Source organism: Verrucomicrobiota bacterium (assembly GCA_016871675.1).
GTDB lineage: Bacteria > Verrucomicrobiota > Verrucomicrobiia > Limisphaerales > VHCN01 > VHCN01.
Window position 1 is genome coordinate 1 of sequence record VHCN01000014.1, and the last position, 20,402, is coordinate 20,402.

Annotated in this window: 14 protein-coding genes and 2 pseudogenes; 5 read left to right on the top strand and 11 right to left on the bottom strand. The window is 67.4% G+C overall.

The window, feature by feature from the left end:
- Window positions 1-168: 168 nt before the first annotated feature.
- Window positions 169-351 (bottom strand): annotated as a pseudogene (locus FJ386_04950) (carboxypeptidase regulatory-like domain-containing protein).
- A gap of 134 nt (window positions 352-485) precedes the next feature.
- Between FJ386_04950 and FJ386_04955 the strand changes: the two are divergent.
- Window positions 486-1,361 carry a prepilin-type N-terminal cleavage/methylation domain-containing protein gene (locus tag FJ386_04955; protein MBM3876055.1) on the top strand — a complete coding sequence of 292 codons (876 nt, stop codon included), beginning with the start codon at window positions 486-488 and terminating at the stop codon, window positions 1,359-1,361.
- 250 nt (window positions 1,362-1,611) lie between these two features.
- Here the strand turns inward: FJ386_04955 and FJ386_04960 are convergent, their stop codons facing one another.
- Window positions 1,612-2,697, bottom strand: a complete 1,086-nt coding sequence (locus FJ386_04960; protein ID MBM3876056.1) for an MBL fold metallo-hydrolase — start codon at window positions 2,695-2,697, stop codon at window positions 1,612-1,614.
- Between the two features lie 224 nt (window positions 2,698-2,921).
- On the opposite strand from FJ386_04960, the gene FJ386_04965 reads away from it, so the two are divergent.
- Window positions 2,922-4,619, top strand: a complete 1,698-nt coding sequence (locus FJ386_04965) for a hypothetical protein (GenBank protein ID MBM3876057.1) — start codon at window positions 2,922-2,924, stop codon at window positions 4,617-4,619.
- 131 nt (window positions 4,620-4,750) lie between these two features.
- On the opposite strand, the gene FJ386_04970 is transcribed toward FJ386_04965, so the two are convergent.
- Together FJ386_04970 and pssA are read right to left on the bottom strand one after the other, a co-directional pair.
- On the bottom strand, window positions 4,751-5,428 hold the full coding sequence (locus tag FJ386_04970) for a hypothetical protein (GenBank protein ID MBM3876058.1): 678 nt from the start codon (window positions 5,426-5,428) through the stop codon (window positions 4,751-4,753).
- 99 nt (window positions 5,429-5,527) lie between these two features.
- Entirely contained in the window at window positions 5,528-6,436 is a 909-nt protein-coding gene (gene pssA, locus FJ386_04975; protein ID MBM3876059.1) for a CDP-diacylglycerol--serine O-phosphatidyltransferase, read from the bottom strand.
- Between the two features lie 373 nt (window positions 6,437-6,809).
- On the opposite strand from pssA, the gene FJ386_04980 reads away from it, so the two are divergent.
- Window positions 6,810-9,605, top strand: a complete 2,796-nt coding sequence (locus FJ386_04980; GenBank protein ID MBM3876060.1) for a hypothetical protein — start codon at window positions 6,810-6,812, stop codon at window positions 9,603-9,605.
- 310 nt (window positions 9,606-9,915) lie between these two features.
- Here the strand turns inward: FJ386_04980 and FJ386_04985 are convergent, their stop codons facing one another.
- Genes FJ386_04985 through FJ386_05000 form a run of 4 tightly spaced genes read right to left on the bottom strand, consistent with a single transcriptional unit; the run spans window position 9,916 to window position 14,726 of the window.
- Window positions 9,916-11,199, bottom strand: a complete 1,284-nt coding sequence (locus FJ386_04985) for an FtsX-like permease family protein (GenBank protein MBM3876061.1) — start codon at window positions 11,197-11,199, stop codon at window positions 9,916-9,918.
- The gene (locus FJ386_04990) at window positions 11,200-11,940 is read right to left on the bottom strand and encodes an ABC transporter ATP-binding protein (GenBank protein MBM3876062.1); all 741 of its coding nucleotides are present in this window, start codon (window positions 11,938-11,940) and stop codon (window positions 11,200-11,202) included.
- Window positions 11,941-11,946: 6 nt separating this feature from the next.
- On the bottom strand, window positions 11,947-13,671 hold the full coding sequence (locus FJ386_04995) for an HlyD family efflux transporter periplasmic adaptor subunit (GenBank protein MBM3876063.1): 1,725 nt from the start codon (window positions 13,669-13,671) through the stop codon (window positions 11,947-11,949).
- A complete protein-coding gene (locus FJ386_05000; protein ID MBM3876064.1) occupies window positions 13,668-14,726 on the bottom strand; it encodes a TolC family protein in 1,059 nt (352 codons plus the stop codon). The genes FJ386_04995 and FJ386_05000 overlap by 4 nt, the downstream gene beginning before the upstream one ends.
- On the opposite strand from FJ386_05000, the pseudogene FJ386_05005 reads away from it, so the two are divergent.
- A pseudogene (locus FJ386_05005) lies at window positions 14,540-14,825 on the top strand (2'-5' RNA ligase). The gene FJ386_05000 and the pseudogene FJ386_05005 overlap by 187 nt on opposite strands.
- A 766-nt stretch (window positions 14,826-15,591) precedes the next feature.
- Window positions 15,592-17,025, top strand: a complete 1,434-nt coding sequence (locus tag FJ386_05010; GenBank protein ID MBM3876065.1) for a hypothetical protein — start codon at window positions 15,592-15,594, stop codon at window positions 17,023-17,025.
- Window positions 17,026-17,045: 20 nt separating this feature from the next.
- Here the strand turns inward: FJ386_05010 and FJ386_05015 are convergent, their stop codons facing one another.
- Genes FJ386_05015 through hisD form a run of 3 tightly spaced genes read right to left on the bottom strand, consistent with a single transcriptional unit; the run spans window position 17,046 to window position 20,392 of the window.
- Window positions 17,046-17,990 (bottom strand): GDP-L-fucose synthase, encoded by a 945-nt coding sequence (locus tag FJ386_05015; GenBank protein MBM3876066.1) that lies wholly within the window; start codon window positions 17,988-17,990, stop codon window positions 17,046-17,048.
- Window positions 17,991-17,996: 6 nt separating this feature from the next.
- Window positions 17,997-19,097: a histidinol-phosphate transaminase gene (gene hisC, locus FJ386_05020; GenBank protein MBM3876067.1), complete on the bottom strand. Its 1,101-nt coding sequence runs from the start codon at window positions 19,095-19,097 to the stop codon at window positions 17,997-17,999.
- A complete protein-coding gene (hisD, locus tag FJ386_05025; protein ID MBM3876068.1) occupies window positions 19,094-20,392 on the bottom strand; it encodes a histidinol dehydrogenase in 1,299 nt (432 codons plus the stop codon). Before hisD ends, hisC begins: the two co-directional genes overlap by 4 nt.
- Window positions 20,393-20,402 lie beyond the last annotated feature (10 nt).

The window sequence follows — 20,402 nt, forward strand, 5'->3', positions numbered from 1 at the left end:
AGACGTTCACCTACGAACTGACGACCCGCTTCGGGACGAATGCGACGAAGTGAGGCGGGGTGACAAGAGTGGCGTTGTTCCACGGGTTGCATCGGTTGCTCGTCGCGCGCGCTGCTTCGCGACGACCAGCCGCCACTCGTCGGGCGCGAGGTGGCACGCCTGCTCGAAGCGCGCGTTGACGGTCGGCGTCGCGGGCATTTGGTCCGCGTGGATGTAATTGCTGCGGCCGCCGAAGGAGTTGTAGGCGTTCCACGTGATGTTCGAGGCCAGCACCGCGAGCGGCGCGGACGGCTTCGCCGGCGCGACGATCCACGGAAACGAAAACTGCCGGCCCGACGCCGTGCGCGCATTGTTGGGTTCGAGGCAGGCGGCGTCAATCGCCAGTTCCTCCGCGGGTGCCCGTGGACCGGATGCCACCTCCGGAAATTGTGTTGCCGGAAGCCTTGTGCCTGATAAGTTCCCGCCAGCCTCAGCACCCAGTCGCCATGAACAACGAAACCGCTCCCGCGCCCCATCGGGCTGCCTTTACCTTGATCGAACTGCTCGTGGTCATCGCGATCATCGCGATTCTCGCTGGACTGCTCCTGCCTGCGTTGTCGAAGGCAAAGATGAAGGCAACCGGCATCTCATGCGTGAACAATCACAAGCAACTCGCACTGGGATTCACGGTTTATGCGACCGACTTCGACGACAAGATGATCGCCAACCTACAGGGCGGCGGCTACTGGCCAGGGCCTCTCACTCCCGCAGGCGTCACCATCAACGCCCCGGCGAATGGCAATGCGACCTGGCGAGCCGCCTCACGCGAAGATGCGCAGGCGTGGGTCGAAGCCGGGATCAGGACGGGCCAGTTGTTCCGGTATGTTCCGGCCACGCTCGCGTATCATTGCCCCGGAGACAAACGCAAGGACCTCACGACCACGACTGGTTTCGGCTGGGATAGTTACTCGAAAGCCAACGGCATGAACGGAGGCGTGTGGCAGAACCCCAATCAGCCCGCCTACACCCGGATGATCGAGATCACGGGGCCTTCCGACGCACTGGTGTTCCTCGAGGAATCCGACCCGCGCGGCTACAACTGGGGCACGTGGGTGATCAACGTGAACAACAACACACTGAATCCCCCGTCGGGGGCGGGCTGGGTGGATCCATTCGCGGTCTATCACGGAAACGCGAGCAGCGTGTCCTTCGCGGACGGCCACGCGGAGATCCGCCGTTGGGAAGACCCGCGCATCATTCGAGCAGCCATCCTGTCGGGCCAGGGAACCGCATCCTTCTACTGGCCCGGCGGCGGGCCCGGGAATCTGGACTTCCACTGGATTTACGCCCGCTACAAGCACCAGCGCTGGTCGCCACTTTGACGGCCCAAGTTCGCCGCCGGCTTCTCGGCAGACGCGAGGCGTCTGCCGAATTCGCCACCGATCGCGAGGCGCAGTGTCTCGGTCAACTGGCAGAGGAGGGCCACTTCCGTCCGACCCGACCTGCCGGCGCAGGGCGGGGACACCCTAGGAAATGGGCGCGCTCAATTTAATCAAAACCTGAGCCGGATCCGCGAGGCGAGAAGCGGGGACGCGGGGACGCGGGGACGCGGCGATTGCGAAGGGCGCCACACTACTTCGTCTTCGTCTGGAACGTCCGGTTGTGTCTGGTCGAGGGCACGAACATCGTGAACGACCCGCCGTCGTGCCGCACGGAGCACTTGAGATAATGGCCTTCGCACTTCTCGCCGAGGTCGCCCTTGTTGGCAATCATCGCCGCCTCGCCCGTGTTCTCCTTGTCGGGGCGGACGTTCTCATGGACCTGATACATCGCGGCGAGACCGGGGACGGATTTGAGGGCGTCCATCGCGGACTTGCTGGTGCCCTTGCGCGGGCCGTTGTTCATCACGGAAACCGTCGGCGCGATCGAACGGATGAGCAGCGGGTTGTTGCTCACGTCGAGCCCATGGTGGTTCACCTGGTAAAGGTCCACCACGCCCACGAGATTGTGCGGGCTCACGAGCTTTTCCTCGATGTTCCAGCTCAGGTCGCCGCCGTCGAAGAACCGGAATGCGCCGAGCTGAAGCAGCAGCACCACGCTGTTGGCGTTGTCGCTCGGGTCGGCGTCCTTCGGCGGCACCGAGCCCGCGAGCGGGTTGGCGCGCAACTGTTCCGGGCGCGGGCTGACGAACTTTTTGTTTGCGCCGAGGCAGCGCAGCTCGAGCTTGGGGTTGCCCGCGGTCTGCGGCTGCTTGAGCGGGAGGATGGTGCCGGCCTCGATGGTCGCGCGCTTTCCGACCTTCGCGTCGCGATAGGCCCTGCTCATCGCCGGCCACCGCGTGTCTTTTGGGTTGCCGTCGGGGTTGGCGTCGGTGATGCCCTTGTCCCACAACGTGCCCACCGGCATGAGGGCCGCGACCTCGGCCAGCCCGCCATAGTGGTCGGAATGAAAGTGCGTGATGACGACGTGATCGAGCTGTTTCAAGCCCGCGACTTGCGTGGCGACCTTGTGGATGCGGCCCGGGTCGCGCACGCCGGGGTTGCCCGTGTCCACCAGCACCGACTCGCCGTCGGGCGTGACGATGAGCGTCGAGCCGCCGCCCTCGGAATCAATCCAGTAGATGTCGAGCGTCTTGTCCGCCGTGGCGGCGCGGGCAGTCGGCGCGGTGAAACCGAGCAGGGCGGCGAGCAGCAGGAGCTTGGGGAATGGGGCGTTCATGGTTGCGGGCGATTGGCCGCGACCGTAGCCAAACACCCGGGCCGGTGGAATGAAAAACTCCGGGCCGCCCGCCGGCCGGGTGCATCTCAATTTATTGCACCCCTCACCCCATCCCTCTCCCCTCGTCGGGCGGGGGGAGAGAGTGGTCCCGCCATCGCCGGCGGTTTTCGAGTTTGACCCTCGCGAGCGCGCGCGAGTAGGGTGCGCCCTCAATTTCGAAGACTATGCTCGGCACGATACGAAAGCACTCGCAGTGGATGTGGGCGGTCATCATCACGGTGATCATCATCAGCTTCGTTGTCTTCTTCACGCCCGACGCCCAGTTCGCCGGACGGGAGGGCGGGAACTACGGCACCCTCTACGGCAAACCCATCGGCACGCTCGCAATCAACGGGGCGGCGCGCGAGGCGCAGCTCGCCTTCTTCAGCCAGTCCGGCATGTGGCCCGACCGGCCGGAAGTCATGCGCATGAGCGGCTTCGACCTCGACACGGAAGCCCGCAAGCGGCTCGTCTTGAACGAGGAGATCAAGCGCAGCGGCATCGTGGTCAACGACGCCGAGGTGGCGCGGTTCATCAAACAAAACTTCAGGGACCGCGCGCAGCCGGAGAAGTTCGACCCGAAGGCTTACGCGGGCTTTCTCCAGCAGCAGCTCGCACCGCGCGGCTTTTCGGAAAAGGACTTCCACCGCTTCCTCCGCAATCAAATCGGCCTGCGCCACCTGGTCGCCGTCCGCGGCATGAGCGGCTCGCTCATCACCTCGCGCGCGGCGGAGGCGTTCTTCCGGCGCGACCACGAGTCGGTCGTCACCGAGGCCGTGTTTTTTCAGGACACAAACTTCGTGAACAGCGTCGTGATCGAAACCAACGCGCTCGTCCAGTTCTTCACCAACCGCATCGCCTCCTACCGCATCCGCGAGCACGCGCAGGTGGGCTACATTGTGTTCGCCAACTCCAACTACCTCGCGCTCGCCGACAAGACGATGGCCGCCGAGACCAACCTCGCCGCGCGCATTGACGCCATCTTCGAACAGCGCGGCACCAACGCGCTGAGCGCGCCCGGCGGCAAGACGCTCACGCCCGACGAGGCGAAGAAGAACATCCGCGACGAACTGCGCAAGGCCCACGCCAGCACGAACGCGCTCGGCGCGGCCACCGCGTTCGCCAACGAACTCTATCGCATCAAGGACGTCGGCCCGACCAACCTCTTCGCCCTCGCGGCGCAGAAAGGCATGCCCGTGCTCGACTCCGGACCGTTCGACGACGTCGAGGGGCCCGTGGGCCAGAACCTGCCCGAACGTTTCACGCGCACCGCCTTCTCGCTCACGGCCGAGTCGCCACTGTCCCCGACGGTCGCCGGGCCGGACGGCATTTACATCATGGCCCTCAAGCGGCGCATCCCGAGCGAGAACCCGGCCTTCGAAGCGGTCAAGGACAAGGTCATCGCCGACTACAAGCGCGCGCAATCGCACGAGCTGTGCATGCAGGCCGCGCGCACCGCGATGACCAAGCTCACCAACAGCCTCGCGCAGGGCAAGGCGTTCAAGGACGCCGCCGTGGCGGAGCAACTCGCCGTGATCGAGGTGCCCGCGCTCACGCGGCGCCTGCGCCAGATGGCCCAGCTTGACGAGCGGGGCGTGGACTTGCAGCGCTACCGCGAGGAGGGCTTCCGCCTCGGCAAGGGCAAAGTCAGCCAGCCCGAGCCCACGTTCGGCGGCGCGTATGTCTTTTTCGTGAAGGACATCACCGGCGCGACGCAGGACAAGATCGACAAGGACCTGCCCGGCTTCACCGACGAGTTGCGGGAGGGCCGCGTGAGTTACGCGTTCAACGAGTGGTTCAATCGCGAGCTCGAACGCTCTGGAGTCTTCGCCCGGCAAGCCGGCGCCGAGGCCAACAAGGGGCAGCCGGCGCCGCAGCCGTAGGTTCGAATTCAGAGTTCCGAATTTCGGCAGTGGCTCAATTGGGTGTAGCGTTGGCGCTGTGCGCCAACGGGTCGGCTCACGGAGCCGGCTCTACATTTCAAAATGAGCCACTACCCGAATCCCGTATCTCCCTACCGCTGCGCCAGCAGGTGCACCAGCCGCCAGCCGATGTAGACGGCCAGCAGCAGCAGCCCGAATCCCGACGCGTGTGAGAGCCTGAGCAGCGTGCGCTCGGAGAGCTTCCGGTGGCCGAGCGACGCGCCCCATGCGAGCAGCGTGAACCACGCCTGCGCGCCCAGCGCCACGCCCAGCACGCACGCCACCTTGCTCTCGAACGTCGGGTCCACCCACTGGTGCGCCGTGAACGTCGCCGCCAGCGCGAGCCACAACACCAGCACGCTCGGGTTCCCGAGCATCCGCACGAAGCCCGTCATAAACGCCGTGTGCGGGTGCAGCTTCTTCTCGATCACGTCCGCCCCGCGCGAAATCGTCGGGATGTCCGGCGCGAGCAAATACTTGAAGCCGAGGAAGAGCATCAGCAGAAAGCTCACCAGTTCGAGCGCCGCCCGGATGTGCCGCGACGCCAGCAGCGACGACGCGCCCGCGAAGCCGAGCGCGCAATACACCGCGTCCATCACCATCGCGCCCGCGCCGATGAGCGTGGCGCGCACGAAGCCGCGCTGCGCGCCCTCGTTGATGATGCTGATGTTGATCGGCCCGACCGGGATATTGTAGACGAAGCCCGCGAGGAATCCCGTGGTGAAGCTGATCGCCAGCTCCCACACATCGCGCATCGTCAGGTCACCCATGGCTCAAACGTCCGGTGTTCCGCCTTCAACCGTCGGTGTTCAGGGCGGAGACCGCGCTTCGACGCCAGACACGGAACGCGGATTGTCCGCCGCCTCCGTTCACTTCCCCTCCTTCGCCGGGGCGCCCGCGCCCCGTTCCGAAGCCCCGGGCGGTGCAGCCTCCTCCTCGTCGTTGTCCTCGATGTCGCGGATCATCTGCTTGGAAATGCGCGGGCGGATAAACCCGTAAACCAGATACGCCGTGAACACCAGCGGCAGCACCGGCGGCAGGATCTTCTCGCGCAGGATCACCACGAACCCGATCACCACCGCGATGATCACCATCTTCACGAACGGCCGCTGCGCCCGCCAGTCCAGCTTCTTGAACGTCGGATACTTCACCTGGCTCACCATCATCGCCGAGAGGAACACCAGGATCACCGGCAGCGCATAACGCAGCGGCGTCTCCTTGAAGTCCGCCACCTTGTCCTTCCACCACAGCAGGAACAGCGTCAGCGACGCGATCAACCCCGCCGCCGCCGGGATCGGGAAGCCCACGAACTCCTTCCCGCCGCCCTCGTCGGGATTCATCGTGGCCAGGCAGTTGAAGCGCGCCAGCCGGAACGCGCCGCAGATCAGGTAAATCGACGCGATGAACCAGCCCAGCTCCGGCCGGTCCACAAACACATCCCGCAACACCACCCGGTGCACCAGGAACGCCGGCGCCACCCCGAACGACACGATGTCCGCCAGCGAATCAAACTCCCGCCCGAACGGGCTTTCAAAACCGCCCATCCGCGCCACACGCCCGTCCAGCAGGTCAAACACACACGCGAGGATGATGAACAGGATCGCCTCGCGGATCACGCCGGGGAACGTCGGCGAGTTGATGTCCGCCTCCACCACCCGCGTGATCGCGAGGAACCCGCAGAACAGGTTGCCCGCCGTGAGCAGGTTCGGCAGCAGGTAAATCCGCAGGCGCGCCTCGTCCGAATCGCCGTTGCCCGCGCTGTTCGAGGGAACCGCCATCGGTCAGTCAACGTCACGCCGACGCGCGCCCGCGGTTCTCGAATGGTCCATGCGCGAAGTCTAACGCCCCGCCCCGCGCATGGGAAGTTGGAAGCAGCCCGGAGCATTGCGGATGGCCGAAGGCCGATGGCCATTCTGCCCGTCAACCAACCAACCAACCAACCCGGCTTTGAACCTTGAACTTTGAACACTCCCGCGTGCCAAACATCGTCTACTTCGACCTCGAGACCCCGAAGTCGGAGGAAGAAGTCGGCGGATCCGCTGATGCGGAAAATCCGCCACCTGGGTCAGGTCGCGTCGGCAGGGCCGGGCCGGGCGCGTTGCGGCCGCCTTTTTCTTTCCCGGCCTCGAGGGTTCGTGCGAGTCTGCGGGCATGCCATTCCTCGCCCGCCTGCTCGCGTGGTTGATTGCCGCCAGCAGCCTCGCGGGTTCCGCCGCTGACGGCGACCCCGTCCCGCAGCCGCACCATGTCTGGATGGAGTCTGAGTATTTCCGCCCGTTGCGCGGCGCGAACTTCTCCTTCCAACAACCCTCGAACACAACACGCGGCTCGTGGAGCTTGTCCGGGCCGGGCGTCGCGCCCGAGTGGACGCAGGGCGGCGAGAGCGAGTTCCTGAGCATCGCCACGCGCGCGGACGAGACGAACGCGGTGGTACGCCGCGACATCGAGCTGCCCGCCGCGGGCGCCTACACGCTGTGGGTCCGCTACGCCGATTATCGGGGCAGGAAGGAGGAGTTCGGCGTGCGCATCAAGCAGGGCGACCGCAGCGCGGAGCACACGTTCGGCCGCGGACCGGTGGCCGATGAACTCGACCCGCTCGCGCTGTATTGGGACTGGGCCTTCACGTGGGACAGCACCGTGCTGGTGCTCGAGAAGGGCGCCGCGACGGTCGAGCTGTTCGTCAACGCGCCGTCCGAGGCGCGCCGGCAGATCGACTGCCTCTGCCTCACCACCGACAAATCTTACCGCCCGCGCGGGCGCGAGAAGCCCGACTTCGCCGTGTGGCAGGTCATGCGGACGTTCCGCGCGACGAATGCCGCGCCGCCGAATCCCAATGCCACCGTCGCGCCCGCCGCCGCCGAGGCGCCGCCCATCGAACCGCTCATCAAGTCGCGACCGAACCACGACATCCCCAAGCCGTGGAAGATTTCCGACGGCCCGCCGTCCTTCCTGTGGAATGTCGGCCAGCCGTGGCTCGACGAGTTGAAGAAGCCCGCGGCCGAGCGGCTCGATTTCCCGTTTGGCGTGGACGGCCCGTTGGTGAAGGACTTCCTCGCCGCGTTCCGGACGAGCGCGCCGCCGATTTTCTCGCATCCGCTCAGCGGCGCGGTGGTGCACATCCCGCTCTACCCGGCGGTCTTCACCAACGACTCGCCGTTCCTCGACTGGCTGGCGCGCAACCCCGACCGCAGGTTTGCCATCCTGCTGAACTACGGCGAGCCGCGGTTCACGAAGGACTCGGACCGCGCGGCGCTGCGGGCGAACTTCAAGAAGGTCGAGAAGCAGTTCGCCGGCTTCATCGCAGGCGAGAGCCTTTCCTACGCGTATCCGCCGGCGGCCGACTTGAACGCGCGCATCGGCGCCGCGAAGTCCCGCGCGGACGTGCTCGACGCGCTGCGGGAGCTCGACACGGCGGCGACGGTGAAGAAGTTCACGAACTGGTTCGGCGCGCCGCTCACGCCCGAGGAGACGTGGGCGCCGATCAACTCCTGCCTCTCCGCGAACATGGAGGCCTACGCGCACGCGCTCGGCGCGTGGGGCCAGAGGCGCATCGGCCACGAGAACACCGGCAACTCGCCCACGCTCGCGCGGCGGCTCGCGTTCCTGCGCGGCGCGGCGCGGCAGTTCGGCGCGAGGTTCTTCGACTACCAGTCCTGCAACCTCGGCGACGCGGCGACGATGTTCTCGCGCGAGGCCTACTTCTACCCGGCGTCGTCGCGCTACATTCTCGACAACCAGTATGACGCATGGGCCGGCGCGGGCGTGAACTGGCTGCTCAAGGATTACGTGCTGTGGCACCTCGCGGGCGTGGACGCGTTCTACAACGAGCAGGGCGTGGACATGTTCTGGAAGCCCGGCGGCAACAGCGCGGGCGACGGCTTCCCCGTCACGCTCTCGCCGAAGGGCCGCGTCGCCGAGGCCGTGCTGCGCGTGGCGAAGAAGCACCCGCGCGGGACGCAGTTCACGCCGGTTGCCTTCCTGCTCGACGAGGCGCACGGCTGGTCGCAGGAGCGGTTCCAGCCCGCCTCCTTCGCGCTCGACGCCGAGCTGAACCCCGCCGTGCTCGCGCCGGGAAGGCACGAGGCGGCCCTTCGCGGCTGGTTCGACGTGGCGTATTTCCCCGCGCCCGAGACGCAGAACGAACCCGCCAGCGGCGCGCGGCAGGGCTACGTGAGCGGCGTGTTCGGCGACATCTTCGACGTGATCGTCACCGCGCCGAAGCGCGCCGCGATCCTCAAGACGTATCCCGCCGTCGTCTGCGCCGGCGAAATCACCGTGAGCCTCGAATGGGGCAGGGCGCTGCGCGACTACGTCCGCGGCGGCGGCACGCTCGTCGTCTGCGCCGACCAGCTCAGCGGCCCGGGCGTGAAGGAACTCGAGCTGCCCGCGTTCGCGCCCGCCGTCGAGTCGTCCGCGTTCAAGTGGGAGCCCGGCGGCGAGAGCTTCGCGGCGGGAACATTCCGCCACCGGCCGATGGCCGCGGGACGCGACCGCGTGCTTGCGACCGCGGGGAACAACATCCCGCTCGCGCTCGTGCGCCGCGCGGGCGCGGGACAACTCATCGCCATCGGCGCGTCGCTCGGGCTCGGCTTCGACGAACGGCCGGTGCCGGTGCTGGCGCTCGTGATGCGGCACCTTGCCGAGGGGCTCGTGCCCGTGCGCGTGACCGGCGACGTGGAGTGGACGCTCAACCGCCTCGACGACGGCGGCTGGCTGGTCGGCCTGCTCAACAACCGCGGGGTGATCAAGCCGCAGCACGGCGTGCTGCCGACGGACCATCGCGAGGCGCAGACGGTGACGCTGCGCGCGCCGTTCGCCGTGACGCGCAGCTACGAGTGCTTCACCGAACAGGCCGTGCGGTGGATCCCCGCCGGCACGAACTCGCAGGCGGTGATCACCGTCCCGGCCGGCAGCGTGCGGATGGTGGTGGTGCAGACGAAGCTGTGAACGACCCGGCAGAGCGCGCCACGGCAGAGGCAGCGCGAGACGGTTCGTGGGCGGGAGCGAAACACTGGAGAGGTGAGCGTCAAGCTGCGCCGTGTCCATCTGGTGAACACTCCCATCAGCGAGCGCGAGCATCCCGAATCCGCCGGGCCGGGCCCCATCCCAGCCGGGCAAATCATGACGAGACATCGTCAGCAGTCCGCCACTCGCCAAAACGCTATTCGTGAGGTTTCGATCGCCCGCCAGCAGCACGAGTATGGTCACCACCAGTTCCGTGCGGGTGAATCCGCGGCCCGGACCGGCGGCGTCAGTTTCATTCGTGCCGGAGCGCCTCGATGGGATCCAACTCCGCGGCGCGGCGCGCGGGGTAGAGGCCGAAGACAATTCCCACCGCGCCGGAGATGCCGAACGCGATGAGGACGGACCACGGCGTGATGACGGTCTTCATGGCCGTGAGCGCGGAGACGACGAGCGGCGTGGCGATGCCGACGACGACGCCGATGAGCCCGCCGCCGATGGAGAGGACGACGGTCTCGACGAGGAACTGCGTGGTGATGTCGCGCTTCCGGGCGCCGAGCGCGCGGCGGATGCCGATCTCGCGGGTGCGCTCGGTGACGGTGGCGAGCATGATGTTCATGATGCCGATGCCGCCGACGAGCAGCGAGATGGCGGCGATGGAGCCGAGCACGATGTTGAACACGCGCTTGGTCGCCTCGCGCTGGATCAGCAGCTCGAGCGGCACGATGATCTCGAAGTCGGACTTGGGATGGAACCGCTTGAGCATCGCGCGGATTTGCGGCACGGCCACGAGCACGTCGTCGTCGGAATGGAACTGAACGGTGAGCTGGTGCAACTCGACTTTCTCCGCCTCGAACGTGCCGGCGGAGCGGCGGATGATGGTCTCGCCGATGCGGCTGCGCGCGGTGGAGAGCGGCACGTAGATGTTGTTGTCGAGCGCCTGCCCCTCCATCGGGCCGGACTGCGGGCGCTTCTCGGCCGTGCTCTTTTCGCGAAGCAGCCCGACGACGGTGAAGTAATCCGGCCCGACGCGCACCTCCTGTTCGAGCGGGTCCTGATAGGGGAACAGGTTCGAGGCGAGCGCGAGCGTGAGCACGCAGACATTGTTCTGCCGCGCCTCGTCCAAGTCGGTGAGGAACCGGCCGCGGACGATGTCGACGCCGGACATCTCGGCGTAAAGCGGCCGCGTGCCGATGATCTGGCCCTGCTGGACGATGGTGTTGAAACGCACCTCGTCGCGAATGATGCGCATCGGAAGCACGCGCTTGATGCCCGGGATGGTTCCGAGGCGGCCGAGGTCGGAATAGGTCAGGCCGTATTCGGCGACGTAGCTGCGGCCGCCGGTCGCGGCCTTGTGGTCGGCGGGCGGCTTGACGCTTCGGAGGATGATGTTGCTGGAGCCGAGCTTCTTGATGGCTTCCTGCGCCTCGAAGCTCGCGCCCTCGCCGATGGCGAGCATGGCGATGACGCTGCACACGCCGAAGATGATGCCGAGCATCGTGAGCACGGAGCGCATCTTGTGGAGCAGAAGGCTCTTCAAGCCGAGCTGGACGATGCGGATGAGTGAACCGAGGCGCATTCAGTGTGAATTGCCGCCTGCCGGTGGCCGGGGGCCGGTTGAAGCGTTGCGCGGGCGCGTGATCTCGCGGTCGATCACGCCGTCCTTCATGTGCACGACGCGGTGCGCGCGCTCGGCGACCTCGTCGCCGTGGGTCACGAGCACAAGGGTCTTTCCGGAGGCGTTGAGCTGGTCGAAGAGGTCGAGGATTTCCACGCCGGTGGTGGAGTCGAGGTTGCCGGTGGGTTCGTCGGCGAGGATGAGCAGCGGGTCGTTCACGAGCGCGCGGGCGATGGCGACGCGCTGTTGCTGGCCGCCGGAAAGCTGCTTGGGCCGGTGGTCGAGCCGGTCGCCGAGGCCGACGAGCCGGGCGAGCGATTCGCAGTGCGCGCCGCATTCCGAGAGGTCGCGGCCCTGGTAGAAAAGCGGGACGTGGATGTTCTCGAGCACGCTGAGCTGGTGGATGAGGTTGTAGCTCTGGAAGACGAAACCGAGCGTGCGACCGCGGAAGGCGGAGAGCGCGTCGTCGTCCATCGCGGCGACGTCCTCGCCGCCGAGGTAATACCTGCCGGCGCTCTGGCGGTCGAGGCAGCCGAGCACGTTGAGCAGCGTGGATTTGCCGGAGCCGGACGCGCCCATGATGGCCACATACTCGCCGGGGCGGATTGCGAGGTCGACGCCGCGCAGGGCCCGCACCTCGACTTCGCCGAGGTGGTAGGTCTTCTCGAGTTTCTCGATGCGGATGATGGGCTCGGTCGGCACGCGCGACTACCCGGACTTCTTCACGCGCTCGGCCGGTGCGGGCCGTGGCGGCCTCGGCGCGGGCCGCGCGAATTCGCCACGCACCGGACTCGAGCCGCCGGAGCGCCGGACCCCCGGAGGAAGTGGTTCCAGGGCCGAGGGCGGTGCCGCCGCATTGGTGAGCGCGGGGGCGGCGGGCTCCGCCGGCTTTGGCGCGCCGTTGGTTCTTGGGGCGGCGCTTTCCTCGGCTTTGTCGGCCTCTTCGACGGGGATGGACTCCGATTCGGAAAGCGCGGCGAGGAGGACCTTGTCGCCTTCCTGGAGGCCGTTCTTGATCTCGATGAGCCGGTCGTTGTAGAGGCCGATTTCGACGGGCGTCTGCAAGTGCCGGCCTTTCTTCTCGACGTAACAGACCTGCTGGCCCTTGACGGTGGTGACGGCCTGGATGGGGACGGTGAGCACGTCCGTGAGGTTGGTGATGATGATCTCGGCGCGGCCGGACACGCCGGGCTTGATGTCGGTGAGTTCCTCGTTGATCCAGACCTCGGTGGTGTAAACCTTGAGGTTGGGATTGTAGTAGCGGCTGGAGGAATCGGGCAGCACGGCAATCTTTTTCACGATGCCGGTGAACTGCTTGTCGGGCAGCGAGTCGATGGTCACGTTCGCGGGCAACCCCAGCTTGACCTGCCGCACGTGCGATTCGTGCACGCGAATCTCGACCATCATCTGCGTCACGTCGGGGAGCTTGATGATGTCCTGCTTCTGGCGGACGGTCGCGCCCTCCTCGATGAGGATGCCGCTGCTCGCGGAACTGCCGGTGGCGTAAACCACAAGCCCCTCCTGCGGCGCGAAAATCTTCGTGAGCAGGAGCTGCTCCTTCGCCTCGCCGAGGCGCTCGCGCTGCTTTTCGAGCTGCGCCTGCTTGGATTTCACGTCGGCTTCGTAGGTCGAGATCGTCGAGGCCGCGCGCTGGCGGACGCGCAGGAGTTCGAGCTTGGTCTGCTCGACGGTGGACTCCAAGAGCCGGACTTTCTTGGGGAAATCGTATTTCTGCGCGAGCCGCAGCTCCTCTTTCGCCTGCGAGATGGTGAGGTCCTTCTGCTTGACGGTGAGCTGGTCGGCCTTGAGTTCGTCGCGCGTGGCGTAGCCGCGCTTTTCGAGCTGCACGGTCCAGTTGAGCCGGTCCTGCGCGCGCTGCATCTCCTCCTCGGCGATGGTGATGCGCGCCTCGATGCCTTTCTTCTGCTGCGGCCAGTCGCCTTCCTTGTATTTCTCGAGGTCGGACTCGGCGAATTCCACGCGCAGTTCCTGGTCCTTCACCGCGGCGTCCATCGTGAGTTTCTGGATGGCGAGGTCCTCCTTCGCGCGGGTGAAGGATGCCTCGGCGCTTTGCACGGTCAGGTCCTGGGTCGCCACCTTCTCCTTGATGCCCGCGGCGTCGAGCTCGACGAGCAAGTCGCCCTTCTTCACGGACGTGCCCTCGGGGACGATGCTGATGATGCGCGGCGTGCCCTCGAGCTCGCTGCGGACGATGAGCTCCTGCGTGGCGCGCAGAGTGCCGCCCTCGAGAATCATCACCGGGAAGTTGCCGCGCTTGACGGTGAAGTAGCTCTGCTGCGCCACGGGCGGCTTGCGGCTCTTGAGGAAGACCACGCCGCCGGCGACCGCGGCGATCAGCGCCGCCACGACCAGCAGCGGGCGCTGTCGTGCGACGCGCAGCGGGGCCGGGCTGTTGGAAGCGGGCGCGCTCATGGCTTGCCGAAGACTTTCTCCGGCGGGAGCACGTCGGATTCCGCCGCCGCGGGATTCGCGGGCGCGACGGGCGCGGCGCCCGGCAGCCGGGCGGGCTTGAGCCAGAACTTGTCCTGATTCACGTCGAGCATTCCAATGTCGATCAAGAGTTTCAGCCGCGCGGCCAGATGGTCCACGAGCGCCTGCGTGACGGCGTTTTGCGCGGCGACGAGCGCCGTCTGCGCCTCGAGCTGGTCGCGGACCTGCGCGCGGCCGGCGGAGAGCAGCAGGCTCACGGCGTCGGTGCGCTGCTCGGCGAGCTGCTGCGCGCGCTTTTGAATGTCGTAATTCTGCCCCACCGTGCCCAGCGTGCGCAAGCCGGCGCGCACGTTGTCGCGCGTGGCATCGAGCGTGATGCCGAGTGTGCGAAGCTGCCGCTCGAACGCAATGACGGTCGCGCGGAAGGCGTTCCGCTGCGGAAGCCGGTCCCACGGGATGTCGAGTTGGAGCCCCGAGGACACGGTCGTGTTGTTCCACACAAACTTGGAGTAGTTCACGTTGTCGTTGTTCAGCGACGCGCCCGCGGTGAAGAGGAGCCCGGGCCGCAGCGCGTCGCGCGCGACGCCCACGTGGCGTTGCGCATCCTCGAAGCGGTCGATCTCGTTGAGCACGTCGAGCCGGTGCGCGACCGCGAGCGAGAAACCCTGTTCCTCGGTAAGGGGCACCGGGAGCAGGCCGGGCGCGGCGAGTTCGGCGAGCGCGGTGTCGTCGAGGATCAGTTCAAACCCCGCGGGCAGCGCGAGCAGTTGCTTGAAGCCGTCGAGGCTCGCCTGGTAGGACTCGACCGCCGAGATGTAGGCGACCTTGGCCTTGAGTTCCTCCTGGCGCGATTGGTCCACCTGGAACGCCGCGAGCCGCTCGCCCTTCGAGAGCGCCTCGGCCTGCTCGCGGCCGCGCAGCAGCTTCTGATAGTTGCTCCAGCCGTTGCGCACGGCGTCCTTGCGCTGGAGCAGCCGGAAGTAGGTCGTCACCACGTCCGCCGCGAACGCCTGCTGGAACAGCGCAAAGTCGCGCACGGCATACACCGTGTCGCGCTCGGCCTGCGTGAGCGATTCGGCCGCGATGTCCGCGCCGAAGCCGCGAAGCAGCGGCTGCGTGAAGTTCACCGACAGCGCGCTGGTCACCGTGCGGCCCGGCGTGCCGGTGAAATAGTGCGTGAGGTCGTTCGCGAGGCTCGCCGTGAGGCTGCCGCCCGTCTTGAGCAGCCGCGAGACGGTCCACTGGTCATTCTCCGCGACAAATCCACCCGATGAGTCGCGTCCCACCGAGGCGCCGAGCGACTGCGTGACGCGGGCCGCGAAGAAGTGCCGCTCCAGCGTGAGCGCGAGGCCCGAAAGATACAGGCCTTCCCGGCGGAATTGATACTGCCGGTTGTTCGCCGCGGCGATACGGAGCGCGTCCTGCAACGTGAGCACCATCGAGTTCGTGCGCGAACGGTCGAGGATGATCTCCGCGGGCGGGATGGACTTCGGCTCGCGGGCCGAGTAGGGCGTGTCGATGCGGAATTCGTTCGTGCGCCCGAGCACGCGCAGCTCCTTCTTCGCCAGCAGCGAATAGACTTCGCGATCCGCGGATTTCTGGTGATGCGCCGCCGTGCAGCCCGCGAACAACGCCGCGAGCCCGCACAGGGCGGCCCGGGCGGCACGCCGCGACGACGCTGCCCTCGGAGTGGGGCGTCGGGTTCGGGCCTTCTCAGGCGATGGCGACAGGGTGCGCACGGCAAAATGGCCTTGTGCGGCGGGTGCGTGAAACTCGACGAGCCCGCTTTCGGTGAAATTCACGAAACCCCGGCGGGGCGCGGGCCGGGGGCTCGAATCGCCGGCGCCGCATCCGGCGCTTCCCCGATTCACTTTTCGGCGCGCCCCGCTATGCTCCGGCCCGATGAAGCCGGTGCTCAACTGTCTTGCAATGGCCGCGCTCGCGTTGGCGACAAGCGCGTGCCGGCCGCGGACGGAGGTGCCCGTCGGTCCCGCGCCGACTTCAGCCGGGCAACCCTCCGCGCCGCCACCGGCGATGGGAATTCCGCTCCCGCCCACCGAAGCTGAAATCGCCGCGCTCATCGAAGCGGCGCTCGCCAACGACTTCGCGCGCGCGCGGCAGCTCCTCGCCACGAATCCCGCGCTCGCCAGCGCCCGAAACGAGCGCGGCGACTCGGCGCTCTACGTCGCAGCCTTCCGCGGCAACAAGGCGATGGCGGAATTGCTCCTCGCGCACCGGGCCGACCCGAACCCGCCGCCCAACCATCGCGGTGAAACCCCGCTCTCCATCGCCGTCGAGCTCGGATTCCGGCAGACCGCTGAAATCCTCCGCAACGGCGGCGCGCGCACGGACGAGCGCGTCCGCGGCGCGGAGATTCGCGCCGCGGTGCAGCGCCCACAGCCGGATGCGCTCATCCGTTTGCTCGCGGCGAGCCCCGGGTGCGTGGACCTTCGCAACGCGCTCGGCAACACCGCGCTCTACATCGCCGCGGCTTCCACCAACTTCACGGCGGTCACCATTCTCCTGGCACACAAGGCCGATCCAAACGCGACCAACCATGGCGGCGGCACGCCCTACTCCGTCGCGCGCGAACTCGGCCCAAGCAACATCGTCGCCCAGTTGAGAGCGCAGGGCGGCGTGGAGAACCGCGTCACCGAGGGCATCGGCATCCGCGCTGTCGCGCGCGGCGGCCTGCTGTCGGAAGCCGAGTCCATCCTGCGGACCAACGCCGCCCTCGCCACCGCCGTGGACGACATGCAGCGCACGCCGCTCCATGAAGCCGCGGGCGCATCCAGCCCCGCGCTGGTCGGCCTCCTGTTGCAGCACAAGGCCGAGGTGAACGCCCGCGACTACTCGGGCGCCACTCCGCTGCACAACGCCGCGGGCGCGGGTGATGAGCAGACTGTGAAGGTCCTGCTCGACCACGGAGCAGACCCGAAGGCGCGCAACCGCCAGCTCACCACTCCGCTTCACATCGCCGCAACCAGGGGCCGCTCGGCAGTTGCCGCACAACTTCTGGCCGCGGGCGCCGAGCAGGGCACGAAGGACAACAGCGGGCAGACGCCGCTGCACCTGGCCGCGGTCGCCGGCCACGCGCCCCTCGTCGAACTGCTGCTCGACCGCGGCGCGGCGGTTTCAGCGCCGGACTCGCGAGGTAACACGCCATTGCACGGAGCCGCCTCGCGCAACCGGCCGGAGATCGTCAAGCTGCTCCTCGCGCACAAGGCCGACCCCGGCGCGCGCGACAACCTCGGCCGCACACCGCTCGCGCTCGCGGAGTCGTTGAAGCTCGAAGAAACCGCGAAGCTGCTCCGCGACGTCACCGAGAAGCCGTGACTCGAACCACCCAACGGCCGTCAGCGTGACCGCGACGCGCCCGAAGCGTCTTCGCAGAACCACCGGTAGGTTCGCTCGATCCCCTCGCGCAGGCCGATGCGCGACTTCCACCCAAGCGCGCGGATGCGCGAAACGTCGAGCAGCTTGCGCGGCGTGCCGTCCGGCTGGGAAGTGTCCCACTGCAAGCCGCCACGGAAACCAACGATGTCTGCGACGAGCTCCGCCAGTTCGCGGATGCTCACATCCTCGCCCACGCCCACGTTCACAGGTTCCGGCGATTCGTATCGTTCGAGCAGCAGCGCGCACGCGGCGGCACAGTCGTCCACGTGAAGGAATTCGCGCCTCGGCGAGCCGGAGCCCCACAGGGTAACGGTTCGCGCACCCGCCAACTTCGCCTCGTGACAGCGGCGGATGAGCGCGGGCAGCACGTGCGAGGATTCGAGGTCGAAGTTGTCGTGCGGGCCGTAAAGGTTGGTGGGCATCGCGCTGATGAACCGCCGGCCGTGCTGGCGGTGGAGGAACTGGCAGAGTTTCAGCCCCGCGATCTTCGCGAGCGCGTAGCCTTCGTTCGTCGGCTCGAGCGGGCCCGTCAACAGCGCGTCCTCGCGGATTGGCTGCGGCGCGAGCTTCGGGTAGATGCACGAACTGCCGAGGAAGAGAAACCGATCCGTGCCCGCGCGGAATGCCGCGCTGATGACGTTGTTCTGAATCTGCAAGTTCTCCAGCAGCATCTCCGACTGATGGTCCGCGTTCTCGCGGATGCCCCCGACGCGCGCGGCGGCGAGGATGACGTGCTGCGGACGCTCGGCGTCGAAAAAACGGTCCACGGACGAAGTGTCGCGCAGGTCGAGTTCCGCGCGCGAGCGGGTGAGGATGCGCCAGCCGGCTTGCTGCGAATACAGGCGCACCAGCGCGCTGCCCACGAGCCCGCGGTGGCCGGCGATGAAGATGGATTTGTCAGCCATGAGCCCTCACGCGCCGCCGGCTTGCGCCGCCGCCCGCCGCAGCGCGGCCATTTCCGGTTCGGAACCGATGGTGATGCGCAGGTAATCCCGCACCGACGGCTGGTCGAACCAGCGGACGAGGATCTTCCGGTGGCGCAGCTTCGCGAGCCATTCCTTCGCGGGGAATCGGGGCGGGCGCGCGAGCACGAAATTCGCCTGGCTTGGCAGCACCGTCCAGCCGAGGGCTGTCAGCGCGCGGGACAAGCGCTCGCGCGATGCGACAATGCGGCGAAAGTTCGCCCGGTAATACGGCAGGTCCTCAAGCGTCGCGAGAGCGGCAACCTGGCCGAGGCCGTTCACGTTGTAGCTGTCGCGAATCTTGTCGAGCGCCGCGATGAGCGCGGGATGCCCGATGAAGTAGCCGACGCGCTGGAAGCACAGCGAGTAGGCCTTGCTGAACGTGCGCGACACCAGCACGTGCCGGTGCCGGAGCGCGAGCGGCATCGCGTGCTCGTCCGCAAAGTCCACATACGCCTCGTCGAGCACGACCACGCCCTTCATCGCGCGGCAGAGCGCGTCGAGTTCCGCCGTGCCGTAGCCGCGGCCGCTCGGCGCGTTTGGCGTGGTGATGAACGTGAGCGCGGCACGGAATTCCCACTGGCTCGAGCGCATCAACTCCGCAAGCGAAGGGAGGCTGAAGTCCGCGCGCAGCGGCATGGCGTTGCGAACCGCGCCGTGAATGTCCGCAAGCACGGGGTAGAGCGAGTAGCTTGGAGTGAAATACTGCACGACGGACTCCGGCCGATTCCGCGTGACGCACGCCGCACGCCGCCCTTCAACAAACGCCCGCGTCGCCAACGCGAGCAACTCATCCGAGCCGTTGCCGACGATGACGTTGTCCGGCGAACAAGCATGGAGCTTCGCGAGCCTTTCGCGCAGCGCCGAGGCGGTCGGGTTCGGATACAGCCGCAGCCGGCCATCCACCGCGGCCTGCACCGCGCGCAACACCTTGGGCGATGGCGGGTAAGGATTCTCGTTCGTGTTGAGCTTGATGAGCCCGCGGATCTTTGGCTGCTCGCCCGGCACGTAGGCGCGCAGGCGTCGCACGAGCGGACGAACGAGGCTCATTCGTCCTCCAGTCGGATCGAGGCCGAGCGGCCGTGCGCATCGAGTCCCTCGAGTTCGGCGAATGCCCTCACACCGGCCGCTCCCTTCCTCAGCGCCGCGCGGTCGTATTGGACGATGCTGGTTCGACGTTGAAATTGATCAACCGTGAGCCCGGCGAACGAGCGGCCCGCGCCGCCGGTCGGCAGCGTGTGACTCGGGCCGGCCACGTAATCGCCCAGCACCGTCGGCGACCAGCCGCCGAGGAAAATCGCGCCCGCGGTCGTGATGCGCGCCGACACGCGCGCCGCATTGCGCGTCATCACCTCGCAATGCTCGGGCGCGAGCTGGTTCACGAGTGCAACCGCGGCATCGACCGACTTGACGAGGATGAGCCAGCCATTCGCCGCGAGCGCCTTCCCGATGAACTCGCGCCGCCCGAGCGCGGGAAGCTGTCGTGCGACTTCCTTCTCCACGGACGTGAGCAGTTTCGCCGACGGGGTGACGAGCCAGACGCGCTCGTGTCCGGAGCCGTGCTCGGCTTGCGCGAGCAAGTCGGCGGCAATGAACCTGGGATCCGCCGAATCATCCGCGAGCACGAGCACTTCGCTCGGGCCGGGGAGCAAATCCACCGCGACACGGCCAAAGAGCAGCCGCTTGGCCGCGACCACGTAGGCGTTGCCGGGCCCGAAGATTTTCTGCACGGGTCGAATCGTCGCCGTGCCGAGCGCCATCGCGGCAATCGCCTGCGCGCCGCCGGCCTTGAAAATCTCCGTCGCGCCCGCCGTGCGCGCCGCGAACAGCAACGCGGGATTCACCGAACCGTCGCGGCCGGGCGGGGTGCAGACGACGATTTCCCCGCAACCCGCGACCTGCGCGAGGGTCACGGTCATCAACGCGGTCGACACGAGCGGCGCGGTGCCGCCGGGGATGTAGATGCCCACGCGCCGGAACGGATCGAACTTTTCACCGACGCGAGCGCCATGGGAGTTGCGCGACCGCCAGTTTTTCCGAAGTGACTTCCTCGCGAACGCCGCGATGTTGCCGCGCGCCCCGGCCACGGCCTTCCGCAACGGCCCGTCCGCTTTCAGCGACGCGGCGAATAGTTCCGCCTGCGACACGGCGAGGTGTTCCGCGTCCAGCTTCGCGCCGTCGAACCGCTCGGTGAGTTCAAGCAACGCCGCGTCCCCGCGCACCTTCACGTCCTGGATGATGCCGCGCGCGCGCGCCTCGATCTCCGGATCGAACAGGCTCGATGCGGCGGCGAGGCTGGCGAGCCTTTCCGCGAAGCCGGCATCGGAGTGACGGAGCACGTTCATGGCGCCGCGA

Bases quoted from the DNA above. Each gene is read 5' to 3' on its own strand.
- FJ386_04960 (MBM3876056.1), bottom strand. From the start codon at position 2,697: ATGAACGCCCCATTCCCCAAGCTCCTGCTGCTCGCCGCCCTGCTCGGT.
- FJ386_04980 (MBM3876060.1), top strand. From the start codon at position 6,810: ATGCCATTCCTCGCCCGCCTGCTCGCGTGGTTGATTGCCGCCAGCAGC.
- FJ386_05010 (MBM3876065.1), top strand. From the start codon at position 15,592: ATGAAGCCGGTGCTCAACTGTCTTGCAATGGCCGCGCTCGCGTTGGCG.
- hisD (MBM3876068.1), bottom strand. From the start codon at position 20,392: ATGAACGTGCTCCGTCACTCCGATGCCGGCTTCGCGGAAAGGCTCGCC.
- FJ386_04965 (MBM3876057.1), top strand. From the start codon at position 2,922: ATGCTCGGCACGATACGAAAGCACTCGCAGTGGATGTGGGCGGTCATC.
- FJ386_05015 (MBM3876066.1), bottom strand. From the start codon at position 17,990: ATGGCTGACAAATCCATCTTCATCGCCGGCCACCGCGGGCTCGTGGGC.
- FJ386_04995 (MBM3876063.1), bottom strand. From the start codon at position 13,671: ATGAGCGCGCCCGCTTCCAACAGCCCGGCCCCGCTGCGCGTCGCACGA.
- FJ386_04970 (MBM3876058.1), bottom strand. From the start codon at position 5,428: ATGGGTGACCTGACGATGCGCGATGTGTGGGAGCTGGCGATCAGCTTC.
- pssA (MBM3876059.1), bottom strand. From the start codon at position 6,436: ATGGCGGTTCCCTCGAACAGCGCGGGCAACGGCGATTCGGACGAGGCG.
- FJ386_04955 (MBM3876055.1), top strand. From the start codon at position 486: ATGAACAACGAAACCGCTCCCGCGCCCCATCGGGCTGCCTTTACCTTG.
- FJ386_04985 (MBM3876061.1), bottom strand. From the start codon at position 11,199: ATGCGCCTCGGTTCACTCATCCGCATCGTCCAGCTCGGCTTGAAGAGC.
- hisC (MBM3876067.1), bottom strand. From the start codon at position 19,097: ATGAGCCTCGTTCGTCCGCTCGTGCGACGCCTGCGCGCCTACGTGCCG.